This is a genomic window from Streptomyces sp. NBC_00461, from assembly GCF_036013935.1.
GTDB lineage: Bacteria > Actinomycetota > Actinomycetes > Streptomycetales > Streptomycetaceae > Streptomyces.
Map to the genome: position 1 here is coordinate 6,482,416 of NZ_CP107902.1, position 13,607 is coordinate 6,496,022.

At 71.6% G+C, this 13,607-nt stretch carries 10 protein-coding genes; 9 read left to right on the plus strand and 1 reads right to left on the minus strand.

Translation table 11 applies throughout. From position 1 onward, the window contains the following. The first annotated feature begins 67 nt into the window (after positions 1–67). The 9 genes from OG870_RS30475 to moeZ all read left to right on the plus strand — a co-directional run bounded on the left by OG870_RS30475 (position 68) and on the right by moeZ (position 11,859). Positions 68–1,795, plus strand: coding sequence for an ABC transporter substrate-binding protein (locus tag OG870_RS30475; RefSeq protein ID WP_327691711.1), 1,728 nt, complete (start codon positions 68–70; stop codon positions 1,793–1,795). A 4-nt stretch (positions 1,796–1,799) separates the two neighbouring features. Continuing rightward, positions 1,800–2,816, plus strand: a complete 1,017-nt coding sequence (locus OG870_RS30480; protein ID WP_266521177.1) for an ABC transporter permease — start codon at positions 1,800–1,802, stop codon at positions 2,814–2,816. After that, entirely contained in the window at positions 2,813–3,811 is a 999-nt protein-coding gene (locus OG870_RS30485) for an ABC transporter permease (protein WP_266521183.1), read from the plus strand. The genes OG870_RS30480 and OG870_RS30485 overlap by 4 nt, the downstream gene beginning before the upstream one ends. Then, entirely contained in the window at positions 3,808–5,400 is a 1,593-nt protein-coding gene (locus OG870_RS30490; protein WP_327691712.1) for an ABC transporter ATP-binding protein, read from the plus strand. The genes OG870_RS30485 and OG870_RS30490 overlap by 4 nt, the downstream gene beginning before the upstream one ends. Positions 5,401–5,590: 190 nt before the next feature. Further along, positions 5,591–7,324 (plus strand): DUF3492 domain-containing protein, encoded by a 1,734-nt coding sequence (locus OG870_RS30495; RefSeq protein ID WP_266844041.1) that lies wholly within the window; start codon positions 5,591–5,593, stop codon positions 7,322–7,324. Then, positions 7,321–8,745: a hypothetical protein gene (locus OG870_RS30500; protein WP_266844039.1), complete on the plus strand. Its 1,425-nt coding sequence runs from the start codon at positions 7,321–7,323 to the stop codon at positions 8,743–8,745. Before OG870_RS30495 ends, OG870_RS30500 begins: the two co-directional genes overlap by 4 nt. A 175-nt stretch (positions 8,746–8,920) precedes the next feature. Beyond that, the gene (locus OG870_RS30505; protein ID WP_266589788.1) at positions 8,921–9,880 is read left to right on the plus strand and encodes an NAD-dependent epimerase/dehydratase family protein; all 960 of its coding nucleotides are present in this window, start codon (positions 8,921–8,923) and stop codon (positions 9,878–9,880) included. After that, positions 9,868–10,617, plus strand: a complete 750-nt coding sequence (locus OG870_RS30510) for a spherulation-specific family 4 protein (RefSeq protein ID WP_266844037.1) — start codon at positions 9,868–9,870, stop codon at positions 10,615–10,617. Before OG870_RS30505 ends, OG870_RS30510 begins: the two co-directional genes overlap by 13 nt. A 63-nt stretch (positions 10,618–10,680) precedes the next feature. Beyond that, positions 10,681–11,859 carry an adenylyltransferase/sulfurtransferase MoeZ gene (gene moeZ / locus OG870_RS30515; RefSeq protein WP_266521194.1) on the plus strand — a complete coding sequence of 393 codons (1,179 nt, stop codon included), beginning with the start codon at positions 10,681–10,683 and terminating at the stop codon, positions 11,857–11,859. A 131-nt stretch (positions 11,860–11,990) separates the two neighbouring features. Here moeZ and OG870_RS30520 read toward each other — a convergent pair whose 3' ends face one another. Next, positions 11,991–13,550 (minus strand): alpha/beta hydrolase, encoded by a 1,560-nt coding sequence (locus tag OG870_RS30520; protein WP_266844034.1) that lies wholly within the window; start codon positions 13,548–13,550, stop codon positions 11,991–11,993. Between the last annotated feature and the right edge of the window lie 57 nt (positions 13,551–13,607).

The following is a 13,607-nucleotide window of genomic DNA, read 5'->3' on the forward strand; positions in this document are numbered from 1 at the left end:
CTCCTCGTCCATCCGTCTCACGATTCGGGCCAACCGGTCCGAACCACCCGAGAGGTCGTCAATTCCGATGCGTCAACCGTCCACCACAGCGCGCCGTGTGGCCGCGGCATCCGTAGGCCTGGTTCTGGCAGCGGGCGCCGCCGCCTGCGGGCCGAAGGACAACGATGCCAAGGGCTCCGGTGGCGACTCCACCCCGCACAAGGGCGGCACGCTCACGGTCCTGAACTCCGAGGCCCAGACGGACTTCGACCCCGCGCGTCTGTACACCTCCGGCGGCGGCAACGTCCCGTCGCTGGTCTTCCGCACGCTCACCACCCGCAACCGCGAGAACGGCGCGGCCGGCGCCAAGGTCGTCCCGGACCTCGCCACCGACACCGGGCGCCCCAACAAGGACGCGACGGTGTGGACGTACACCCTGAAGAAGGGTCTCAAGTACGAGGACGGCACGCCGATCACCTCCGCCGACATCAAGTACGGCATCGAGCGCTCCTTCGCGCCCGAACTGTCCGGCGGCGCCCCCTACTTGAGGGACTGGCTGGTCGGCGCGGCCGGCTACCAGGGCCCGTACAAGAACAAGAAGGACGCGAAGGGCCTGTCGGCGATCGAGACGCCGGACAGCCGGACCATCGTCTTCCACCTGAACAAGCCCGAGGGCGAGTTCCCGTACCTGGCCACGCAGACGCAGTTCACGCCCGTACCCAAGGCCAAGGACACGGGTACGAAGTACGAGGAGCACCCGATCTCGTCCGGCCCCTACAAGGTCGTCAAGAACGAGAACGACGGTGAGCGCCTCGTCCTGGAGCGCAACACGTACTGGTCCACGGCCGTGGACGACGAGCGCAAGGCCTACCCGGACAAGGTCGACGTGCGGTCCGGTCTGGACTCCTCCGTGATCAACCAGCGGCTGTCCGCGTCCCAGGGCGCGGACGCGTCCGCCGTCACGACGGACACCAACCTCGGTCCGGCCGAACTCGCCAAGGTGTCGGGCGACAAGAGCCTGGCCGCGCGCGTCGGCACGGGCCACTTCGGCTACACGAACTACATAGCGTTCAACCCGACCGTCAAGCCGTTCAACAACGTCAAGGTGCGGCAGGCGATCTCGTACGCCATCGACCGGTCGTCGGTGATCAACGCGGCCGGCGGTTCCGCGCTCGCCGAGGCGGCCACCACCTACCTGCCGAACCAGAAGTCCTTCGGCTACACGCCCTACGACCTCTTCCCGGCAGGCAAGACGGGCAATGCGGCCAAGGCCAAGGAGCTGCTGGCCCAGGCGGGTTACAAGAGCGGGCTCACGATCACCCTGAGCCACTCCAACGCCAAGGACTTCGAGACCAGCCCGGAGATCGCGACCGCGATCCAGGACGCGCTCAAGAAGGCCGGCATCACGGTCAAGCTGCAGGGCCTGGAGGACAACGACTACCGGGACAAGATCCACAACGTGAAGACCGAGCCCGGCTTCTTCCTCGCCCACTGGGGTGCCGACTGGCCCTCCGGCGGTCCCTTCCTCGCCCCGATCTTCGACGGCCGGCAGATCGTCAAGGACGGCTCGAACTTCAACAACGGCCTGTTGAACGACAAGTCGGTCAATGACGAGATTGACGCGATCAACAAGTTGACCGATCTTGACGCGGCCGCCAAGAGGTGGGGTGCACTGGACAAGAAGATCGGTGAGCAGGCCCTGACCGTGCCGCTGTTCCACCCCGTCTACAAGCGCCTGGTCGGCAGCGACATCAAGAACGTCGTGATCAGCGACTGGACCGGCGTGCTGGACATCTCGCAGGTCGCGGTCAAGTAGCGCCGTGAGCGAGGCACTTGTCGCCACCCAGGTCCCCGAGGTGTCCTCCTCGGGGACCTCGGGGGCCCGTCAGTTCTGGCGGCGGCTGCGTACGCAGCGCGCCGCCCTCGTCGCGGCGGCCGTCGTCGCGCTGCTGGTCCTGGTCGCGCTCGCCGCGCCGCTGCTCACGGCGATCGAGGGCCAGGACCCGACCACGTACCACCCCTCGCTCGTCGACTCCGCGCGCGGAGGCGTACCGATCGGCTCCTTCGGAGGCGTGAGCGGGGACCACTGGCTCGGCGTCGAACCGCAGACCGGACGCGACCTGTTCGCGCGGCTGGTCTACGGCGCCAGGGTCTCCCTGGGCGTCGCGCTCGCCGCCACCGCCGTGCAGGTCTTCCTCGGTGTCGTCGTCGGCGTCGCGGCCGCGCTCGGCAACCGATGGGTTGATCAACTGTTGAGCCGGCTCGCGGACATCATCGTCGCCCTGCCATTGATGATCATGGCGTTGGCTCTGCTGGCCATCGTGCCCAGCAGCTTCCCGAGGCCGGTGCTGGTCGCGCTCATCATCGGCTTCGTCGCCTGGGGCACCATCGCCAAGATCGCGCGCGCCGCGACGCTCAGCCTGAAGGAACTCGACTACGTCTCCGCCGCCCGGCTCAGCGGCTGGAGCACCTGGCGGATCGCCCGCCGGGAACTGCTGCCCGGGCTCGCCGCGCCCGTCATCACCTACGCCGCGCTCATGGTCCCGGCCAACATCGCCATCGAGGCCTCGCTGTCCTTCCTCGGTGTCGGTGTGAAGCCTCCGACGCCGTCCTGGGGACAGATGCTCACCTCCGCCAACGTCTGGTATCAGGCCGCCCCGCAGTACCTGCTGCTGCCGGCGAGCGCGCTGTTCGTGACCGTGCTCGCCCTCACCGTCCTCGGCGACGGCATCCGCACCGCCCTGGACCCGCGCGCGGCCTCCCGCCTGCGCGTGGGCACGGGCCGCAAGCAGGAGGCCAAGGCGGACACGGGCGCCGAGCAGGAGGCGCGGTCATGAGCGGCTTCACCGGTTTCGCGCTGCGCCGGACCGTGGCCACCGTGATCACCCTGCTCGCCATCTCGGTGATCATCTACGTCGTCTTCTACGCCACTCCCGGCAACGTCGCCCAGATCACCTGCGGCCCCCGCTGCTCACCGGAACAGGTCCACCAGGTCGCCCAGCAGCTCAAGCTCGGCGACCCGCTGTACCTGCGCTACTGGCACTTCCTGGAAGGCATCGTCGTCGGCCAGGACTACTCGACCGGCACGTCCGTCGAGCACTGCTCGGCACCCTGTCTCGGGCTCTCGTACCAGACCGACCAGCAGGTCACCCAGATCATCCTGACGAAGCTGCCCGTCAGCCTGTCGCTGGTCGTCGGAGCGATGGTGCTCTGGCTCCTGCTGGGCGTCGGCACCGGGGTGCTCTCCGCCTGGCGTCGCGGCCGGTTCACCGAGCGTGCGCTGACCGGCATCACCCTCGCGGGCATCTCCACGCCGGTCTTCGTCATCGGCCTCGTCCTGATGATCGTGGTCTGCGGGCAACTGGAGCTGCTGCCCTTCCCGGAGTACGTCTCCTTCTCCGACGACCCCGAGCAGTGGGCCTGGGGCCTGCTGCTGCCCTGGTTCACCCTCGCCCTCAGCGAGTCGGCCTACTTCGCCCGGCTCACCCGGGCGTCGATGCTGGAGACGCTCGCCGAGGACCACATCCGCACCTTCCGCGCCTACGGGGTGGGCGAGCGGTCCATCGTGGGCCGGCACGCCCTGCGGGGCGCCATGGCACCGATCATCGCCCTGAACGCCAACGACTTCGGCAGTGCGGTGGGCGGCGCCGTGCTCATCGAGTCGCTCTTCGGGCTGCCCGGCATCGGCCAGGAACTGGTGCATGCCGTGACCGTCGTGGACCTCCCGGTCGTCGTCGGCATGGTCCTGGTGATCGGCTTCTTCGTGGTCCTCGCCAACGCCGTCGCCGACGTGCTGTACGCGGTGGCCGACCGACGGGTGGTACTGACGTGAGTCTCGTCCAAGTCACGGATCTGTCCGTCGAGTTCGGGGACCTCAGGGCCGTCGACGGCCTCTCCTTCAGCCTGGAACAGGGCGGTGCCCTGGCCCTGGTCGGCGAGTCCGGCTCCGGCAAGTCCACGGTCGCCTCGGCCCTGCTGGGGCTGCACCGCGGGACCGGCGCGCGGGTCGGCGGCTCGATCGAGGTCGCGGGCGTCGACGTACAGCAGGTGTCCGAGGACGGCCTGCGGCGGCTGCGCGGCGCGAAGGCGGCCATGGTCTTCCAGGACCCGCTGTCGTCCCTCGACCCGTACTACGCGATCGGCGACCAGATCGCCGAGGTGTACCGCGTGCACACGCGCGTGTCGCGACGAGCGGCACGCGCGCGTGCGACGGAAGTACTGGACCGGGTGGGAATTCCGGACGCACGGCGCCGGTCGCGGTCCCGTCCGCACGAGTTCAGCGGCGGCATGCGGCAGCGCGCGCTCATCGCCATGGCGCTGGCCTGTGAGCCCGGCCTGCTGATCGCCGACGAGCCGACCACCGCGCTCGACGTGACCGTCCAGGCCCAGATCCTCGACCTGCTGCACACGCTGCGCGAGGAGACCGGCATGGGGCTGCTGCTCGTCACGCACGACGTGGGCGTGGCCGCCGAGAGCGTCGACGAGGTGCTCGTCATGCGGCACGGGCGCGTGGTCGAACACGGGCCGGTCGGCACCGTACTGGGATCGCCCGCCCAGGCGTACACCCGCGAACTCCTCGGCGCCGTCCCGCGCGTGGACGCGCCGCGCGCGCCCTCGGAGGCGTCCGACGAGGTCGCCCTGGAGGCGAAGGGCCTCAGGCGCGAGTTCGGGCGCGGCAAGCGGGCGTTCGCGGCCGTCGACGACGTGTCGCTGACCGTCCGCCGGGGCGAGACCCTCGGCGTCGTCGGCGAGAGCGGCAGCGGCAAGACGACCCTGGGGCGCATGCTGGTCGGGCTGCTGGAGCCGACCGCGGGGGAGGTCCGGTACGACGGGCACGCGCGCGTGGGCGTGAACCCGGCCGTGCAGATGGTCTTCCAGGATCCCGTCTCCTCCCTCAATCCCCGCCGCAGCGTGGGCGAGTCGATCGCCGACCCGCTCCGCGCGCGTGGGGAGCGGGACGAGAAGCGGATCAGGGGGCGCGTGAGGGAACTGCTGGAGCGCGTGGGGCTCGACGGGGCGCACTACGACCGCTACCCGCACGAGTTCAGCGGTGGCCAGCGCCAGCGTGTGGGCATCGCGCGGGCACTCGCGGCCGACCCGCGCGTCATCGTCTGCGACGAGCCCGTCTCCGCGCTGGACGTGACGACGCAGGCCCAGGTCGTCGCCCTCCTCGGTGAACTCCAGCGCGAACTCGGGCTCGCGCTCGTCTTCGTCGCGCACGACCTCGCCGTCGTGCGTCAGGTCAGCGACCGGGTCATGGTGATGCGCGCCGGCCGGATCGTCGAGTCCGGACCCGCCGACGAGGTCTACGACAACCCCCAGGACCCGTACACCAAGCAGCTCCTGGCCGCCGTGCCGGCGCTCGACCCCCAGGTCGCGGCCCGACGCAGGGCGGCCCGGCGGGAGTTGGCCGCTGCCTGACGTAACGTAACTGCTTGATCTCTTAGCGCGATCGAACGCCACCCGCACGGGAAAGTTACGAGCGTTCACCCCTTCTGGTGGTGCGACGGACAACCGTCCGTCGCACCACCGCCTTGTCCGCATACGTTCTTCCCGCTGCGAGCCGCCGGGTCAACGGCGGCTCTCCAAACGGGAGATCGGGGGTGCGCTCGTGCGCATCGGACTGCTTACGGAGGGTGGCTATCCGTATGTGAGCGGTGACGCCAGGCTCTGGTGCGACCGGCTCGTGCGCGGGCTCGGGCAGCATGAGTTCGACGTCTACGCGCTCAGCCGCACCGAGCGCCAGGAGGACGAGGGCTGGATCCCGCTGCCGCCGCAGGTCAGCCGCGTGCGTACGGCGCCGCTGTGGACGGCCGACGACGACGGGATCCGGTACGGGCGGCGGGCGCGCCGACGGTTCGCCGAGTGCTACGGCGAGTTGGCGACCGCGCTGTGCGCGGGGAGCGCCGGGGACCCTTCCGAGGCGTCCGGGAAGACCCCCGCCACTGAGGCGGACCGTTTCGGCAGCGCGCTGTACGGGCTCGCCGAACTCGCCCGCGACGAAGGCGGGCTGGTGGGAGCGCTCCGCTCCGAGACGGCCGTACGCGCCCTGGAGCGCGCCTGTCGTGCGCCCGGCGCCCTGAGGGCGGCGCGCGAGGCCCGCGTACCGGATCTGCTCGCCGTCGCCGCACATCTGGAACACACCCTGCGCCCCCTCTCGCTCGACTGGTTCGAGGACGACGGGCTCGGCTCGGTAGACCTGTGCCATGCCACATCCGGCGGCCCCGCGGCCCTGCCCGGCCTGCTCGCCGGCCACTTCCACGGCGTACCCCTGCTGGTGACCGAGTACGGTGTCCGGCTGCGCACGCACTACCTGGCCGCCACGGACGCTCCACCCGCCGTACGGTCCCTGCTCGCCTCCTTCCACGGCAGGCTCGCCGCCGAGATCTACGACCGGGCCGAGGTCGTCACGCCCGGCAACGCGCACGCACGCCGCTGGCAGGAGCGCTGCGGTGCCGACCGCGCGAAACTCCGCACCGTCTACCCGGGCATGGAGGCCTCCCGCTTCGCGGAGGTCGGCGAGTCCCCGGAGTGCGCGGATCCCGACACCCTGGTCTGGGTCGGCCGCGTCGAACCCGCCAAGGACCTGGTCTCGTTGCTGCACGCCTTCGCGGAGATCCGCAAGGAGGAGCCGAGGGCCAGGCTGCGGATCGTCGGCACACCGGCCGGCGCCGAGGGCGAGGCCTATCTCGGGCACTGCCGGGTGCTGGCCGCGCAGCTCTTCCCCGACGAGGCCGAAGGGCCGCACTCCGTCGGCGACAACCCCGTCTCCTTCCAGGAGGTCGGCGGCCCCGAACTCCCGGACCTCGCCGACGCGTACGCCGCAGGCGCCGTGACCGTGCTGTCCAGCGTCGTCGAGGGATTCCCGATCAGCCTGGTCGAGGCCATGTTCTGCGGCCGCGCGACGGTGTCCACGGACGTCGGCGCGGTCGTGGAGGTCATCGGCGGCACGGGGCTCGTCGTACCGCCGCGCAACCCGCGGGCGCTCGCCGAGGCGTGCCTGGCGCTCCTGCGCGACCCCGAGCGCCGTGAGCGCTTGGGTGCCGCCGCACGCGCGCGTGCGCTCGAACTGTTCACCGTCGAGCAGAACACCACGGCATTTCACGGCATTTACCTGGAGATCGTGTCGCACACGCCGGTGCGCCGAGTCGTCCTCGACGCCGCCGGGGAGCCCCTGCCCTTCGCCGCCCCCGCCGAGGCCCGTGTGCCCGGCCGCTGGACCGACCCGGCAGCACGTGTCGTGGCCCGCGGCGGCCCCGGCTGGGCGGCGGCGAGCGCACCGGGACGCGCGACGCCGCCGACGCCGGCCAGGCCCGCGATGCCGGCCACGGGGGGTGCGCGATGAGCGACTTGGGAGCACTGGACCGTCCCGGCATGCCGGACAGCCCCGGAGCCTGGGACGAACGGTCGCAGGGGTGGCTCGCCGAGGAGACTCCCACCGCGTACGGCGCCGGAGGCGAAGGGGCACCGGGTCTGCCCGACGGTGACGGGACACCGGCGCGCGGGGGCGGCGAGGCGGAGGCCTGGGTGCGCCCGGGTGGCGACGTGGATGCGCCGGTGCGCATGGGCGCCGACACCGAAGCGCCCGTACGCACGCGTGCCGATGCCGATGGCGATGCCGATGTCGACGCCCCGGCCGCCCGGCGGCAACCTGCCCCCCGGCGGACCGGCGCCGACCCCGTGAAGGCGTTGATGCACCGTCACCGTGAGCTGTGCGAGCGGGCGGTGGACTCCCTGGAGATCGCGGCGGGCCTTGAGGCCCACGGCCTCACGGACCGGACCGCCACCCGCTTCCGTCACCGGGACGTCTTCTCCCTGGCGGAGGAGATGTACGCGCGCGTGGGCCGCGACGACGACGCCCCTGCCCACCCCGCACCCCTCAACACTCCCCGGGCGCGCGCCGACTGGGCCCTGCTCACCCTCCTGCCCGGAGCACTCTGCGCCGCGACCGTGGCCGCCCTGCACCTCACCCACGGACAGTCCCGAGCGATCGCGGCCGGCGTCGGCGTCCTCGCCGTGGCCCTCGCCCTGCGCGCCGCGCTCACCCGCGGCCCCCTCGGCACCACGAACCGCACACCTCCGGGATCCGCCCTGCACGGGTCCGGCAGCCGAGCGTGGACGTACTGGCTCGTCGCCTACGCCGTCCTCGGCGACGGCCTCCTGCGCGCGGCCCTGGCCGGAGGCCCCGGGGGCCCGCCCACCGGCAGCGCCGACGGCCCCTGGCCCCTCGCCACGGCCCCCGTCCTGGCCCTCACCCTGTCCTGCGCCCCCGCAGCCTGGTGCGCCCACCTGTTCGCCGTACGCGCCCGTCGCAGACTCACCGCCAGCCGTGGCCTGGAGGAGTTCGCCGCCTCCGTGCGGCCACTGCTGCTCGGCACGTTCGCCCTGTTCCTGTGCGCCCTGACGGCCCTGCTCGCCCTGTGCGGCACAGCCCTGGGCGAGAGCGCGGCCTACGCCCAGACCGTCGCCCTCGGCGTCCTGCTGCTCCTCGCCCGCCTCCTCACCACGCACGGCTTCGCCCATGCTCCGGCGCTCGCCCTCACCGCCACTGCCACGGCCGAGGCGACGGCCCTGGCCACGGTCTTCGCGGGCCGCCTGCCCGGATGCGGCTTCCTCGCCGTCCCGGTGAAGACCGTGTCCGACGCCTGGGGCCCCGGCAGCGTCCCTGCGCTCGCCTGCGGGGCGGCCGCGCTGACCCTGCTGATCCACTCGGCCCGCACCCTCACCCGGGCCTCGGCCCACGCCCCCCAGGACCGGCCGTGCTGACGCGCCGGATAACCCCGCAGCACCTCCACGAGTCGTCCCCAGGCCGGCGAGCTTCGGCCCGCACCACGCCGAAGCCGCCCGGTCCCGCCGCCCGAGGCAACCGCACCACCCCCTCCGAAGGAGAAGTCCAGATGATCACCTCCCGACCCGACGCCTCGGCCCCGGGAGCAGCCCGATGAGAGTCCTGTTGATCGGGGCCAACGGCTACCTCGGCCGCTTCGTCGCCGACCGTCTGCTCGCCGACCCGGCCGTCCAGCTCACCGCACTCGGCCGCGGGGACGACGCCGACGTCCGCTTCGACCTCGCGTCCGGCAGCCCCGGCGCCCTCACCCGCTTCCTCGACGCGGTCCACCCCGGAGTCGTCGTCAACTGCGCCGGCGCCACCCGGGGCGGCGCCCGCGACCTCACCCGCCACAACACCGTCGCCGTCGCCACCGTCTGCGAAGCCCTGCGGCGCAGCGGCTGCGGCGCCCGCCTGGTGCAGATCGGCTGCGGTGCCGAGTACGGCCCGAGCCAGGCCGGCTCCTCCACGGCCGAGGACGCGGTGCCGCGCCCCGGCGGCCCGTACGGAGTGAGCAAGCTCGCCGCCACCGAACTGGTCCTCGGCTCCGGCCTGGACGCGGTCGTCCTGCGGGTCTTCTCACCGGCCGGCCCCGGCACCCCCGCCGGCTCGCCGCTCGGCCGCCTCGCCGAGGCCATGCGCCGCGCCATGCAGTCCGGCGACGGCGAGCTCAAGCTCGGCGGCCTCGGCGTCCAGCGCGACTTCATCGACGTACGGGACGTGGCCCGCGCCGTGCACGCCGCCTCGCTCTCGGCCGCACAGGGCGTCATCAACATCGGCTCGGGCCGCGCCATCCGCCTGCGCGACGCCGCCGCCGTGCTCGCCCGCGTGGCCGGATACGGCGGCGCCCTCCACGAACTCGACGCCCCGCCCGGCGCCCTGCGGCCGACCATCGGCCACCCGCGCCCCGAACCCGACCACGCGGCCCCGGTCGCGTACCCGTATCCGGACGGCTGCGGCAGCTGGCAGCAGGCCGACGTGCGTACCGCACGCGACCGGCTCGGCTGGCGTCCCCGGATCAACCTCGAAGAGTCCCTCGCCGACATCTGGATGGAGGCGGCATGCCGTATCTGACCAGCACCAGAGCGGGCACCGCGAGCACCGACGTCCGCACCGGCTTCGGCATCCCCGGCTACGCACACCCCCTCGTCGCCCCCACCGAGTGGGCCGAACTCACCCGACCGGGAACGCCCCTGCACTGGGTCGTCCTCAACGTGTCCGACGGCCCCGGCTCCCGCCCCGATCCACACTGTCTTGAGGCAGCCGGCCGCCTGCGCAACGCGGGCGTCCGGGTCCTCGGCCATCTCGACTGCGCGTACGGGGCGCGGGCCTTCGGCGAGGTGATCTCCGACGCGTACCGCCACATCGACTGGTACCAGGTCGACGGCTTCCTCCTGGACCGCTGCCCGAGCGAACGCGCCCCGCTCCCCGAGATCCGCCGCACCGTCAGTACGCTCCGCACGATCCGTGACGGTGCCCACATCGTCCTCGGCCACGGCACCCACCCGCACCCCGGCTATGCGGACAGCGCCGACCAGATGGTCACCTTCCGCGGCCCCTGGAGCGACTACCGCTGGTCGCAGGTGGCCGAGTGGACGGCCGGCCACCCGCCCGAGCGGTTCTGCCACTTCGTCCACGGGGTGCCCCGCCCGCACCTGGAGGAGGCACTGCGCATCGCCCGCTGGCAGGGCGCCTCGACCATCTACTTCACCGATCACACCGACCGCGGTGGCCGCAGCGACCCCTGGGCGACCATGCCCGGCTACTGGGACGAGATCGTCTCGCGGATCGGAACGGGTGTCTCGGAATGAAGAAGGCCGTGGCAGTGTTACGGGGAGAACAACTGTAGTGATTGACCGACCAACGGAGTCCCCGTGTCGCTGCCACCCCTGGTCGAGCCCGCTTCTGAGCTCACCGTAGACGAGGTCCGCAGGTACTCCCGCCACCTGATCATCCCCGACGTGGGGATGGACGGGCAGAAGCGGCTGAAGAACGCCAAGGTGCTCTGTGTGGGCGCCGGCGGCCTGGGCTCGCCGGCGCTGATGTACCTGGCCGCGGCGGGCGTGGGCACGCTCGGCATCGTGGAGTTCGACGAGGTCGACGAGTCGAACCTGCAGCGCCAGATCATCCACAGCCAGGCCGACATCGGCCGCTCCAAGGCCGCGTCCGCGCGCGACTCCGTCCTCGGCATCAACCCGTACGTGAACGTGATCCTTCACGAGGAGCGGCTTGAGGCCGACAACGTGCTGGACATCTTCAGCCAGTACGACCTGATCGTCGACGGCACGGACAACTTCGCGACCCGCTACCTGGTCAACGACGCGGCCGTGCTGCTCAACAAGCCGTACGTGTGGGGTTCGATCTACCGCTTCGACGGCCAGGCCTCCGTCTTCTGGTCCGAGCACGGCCCCTGCTACCGATGCCTCTACCCGGAGCCCCCGCCGCCGGGCATGGTCCCCTCCTGCGCCGAGGGCGGCGTCCTGGGCGTGCTGTGCGCGTCCATCGGCTCCATTCAGGTCAACGAGGCCATCAAGCTCCTCGCGGGCATCGGCGAGCCTCTCGTCGGCCGCCTGATGATCTACGACGCCCTGGAGATGCAGTACCGCCAGGTGAAGGTCCGCAAGGACCCGAACTGCGCGGTCTGCGGCGAGAACCCGACCGTCACCGAGCTCATCGACTACGAGGCCTTCTGCGGCGTCGTCTCCGAGGAGGCCCAGGAGGCCGCCGCCGGCTCGACGATCACTCCCAAGCAGCTCAAGGAGTGGATCGACGACGGCGAGAACATCGAGATCATCGACGTCCGCGAGATCAACGAGTACGAGATCGTGTCGATCCCCGGCGCCAAGCTGATCCCGAAGAACGAGTTCCTCATGGGCACCGCCCTGGAGAGCCTCCCGCAGGACAAGAAGATCGTCCTGCACTGCAAGACGGGTGTCCGCAGTGCGGAAGTCCTCGCGGTCCTGAAGTCCGCGGGCTTCTCCGACGCCGTGCACGTCGGCGGCGGCGTGATCGGCTGGGTCCACCAGATCGAGCCCGACAAGCCGGTGTACTAGCCCGACAAGCCGGTGCGCCGGCCCGACAAGCCGGTGCACTGGTCGGCGCATCAGGCGTACGCCTTCTCGGCAGGGGCTCGGCACTTCGCGTGCCGGGCCCCTCTCCGCTTCCCGGATCAGGAGTGCCCGGGCTACGAGGCGCAGACCTTGCCGTCCTTCGGCACCGTCCCCCGCAGCAGATACGCGTTCACCGTCGAGTCGACGCAGTCGCTCCCGCTGCCGTACGCGCCGTGTCCCTCGCCCTTCCAGGTGAGCTCCACGCCGACGCCCCTGCCCAGCTCGTCGGCCATCTTCTTCGCGCCCTCGTACGGAGTCGCCGGGTCGCCGGTGTTGCCGACCACCAGGATCGGTGCCGCACCGGGCGCGCTCACCTCCGGGGTGTCGTACTGTCCGGCCACCGGCCAGTCGTGGCACCAGCCGGCCGTGTCCCAGCCGAGGAAGTCCCCGAACACGGGCGAGATCTTCTCGAACTCCGGCAGCAGCTTCTTCGTCTCCTCGGCGGTCGGCCGCTGCTTGTCGTCCAGGCACGATATGACTCGTTGCGAGTGGGTCGTCGTGCCGTAGTGCCCCGAGGTGTCTCGGTCGTTGTAACCGTCGGCGAGCGCCAGCAGCTCCGAACCGTCGCCCTGCTCCGCCGAGTTCAGAGCGCTCGTCAGCGTCGGCCAGCCGGCCTTGCTGTACAGCGGCAGGACGATGCCCGTCAGAGCGAGCGTCTGCGTCAGTTTCCGCCCGGACGAGGTGGGCAGCGGGTTCGCGTCGAGCCGCTTCACCAGGTTCGCAATCTTCTGGGTGCCCTGCTTCGGGTCCTGGCCGGTCGACTTGAGGTAGTCGTCCAGGGCGCGCTGGAAGCCCTTGGTCTGGTTCTCGGCGTGGCCCACGGTGTCGGCGCTCGGGTCGACGACCGCGTCGAGGATCAGCCGCCCCACGTGCCGGGGGAACAAGTGGGCGTAGACGCCGCCGAGTTCGGTGCCGTACGAGATGCCGAAGTAGTGCATCTTCGTGTCGCCCAGCACCTGGCGCATCAGGTCCATGTCGCGGGCGGTGTCTGTCGTCGACGCGTGCGCCATCAGCTTTCCGGCGGCCTTCGCGCAGCCTTTGGCGAAGTCGACGGCGTCCTGGAAGTACGCCTTCTCCTCGGCGGGGGTGTCCGGGGTGGCGTCCACGTCCTCGGCGGCCTGGATGTTCCTGTCGCTGCGGCAGCGCACGCCCTCGCTGGCGGCGACCCCGCGCGGGTCCCAGCTCACCAGGTCGTACCGCTCGCGGAGCACGGACACCGTGGAGGCGTACGAGGGCATCATGGACACGCCCGAGCCGCCGGGGCCGCCGAAGTTGAACAGGAGCGAGCCGATGCGCTTTCCTCCGCGGGCCTTGGCCCGGATGAGTGCGAGGCCGATCGTGTCGCCCTGCGGCCTGGACCAGTCCAGCGGGGCCTTCAGCGTCGCGCACTGCCAGTCGTTGCCCGGCGCCGGGGAGCCGGCGGTGCCCTTGCAGTGGCCCCAGGCGAGCTTCTGCCCGGTCAGCGAGGAGGGCAACGCGGCGGTCGTACCGGCGGGGGAGCCGGACGATGGTGAGGCGGCCGTGCTCGTCCTGTCACCGCCCTTGCTGTCGTCGGACGACGAACCGCTGCTGCAACCGCCCACCAGGAGCGCCGCGGCGGCCCCCAGCGCGGTGAACCGCACCCATCGCGCCATGTGCCTTCCCCCCTCACAGGCCGTCCGCATCGAGCAGCAGACGGCGGTCAGGCCATG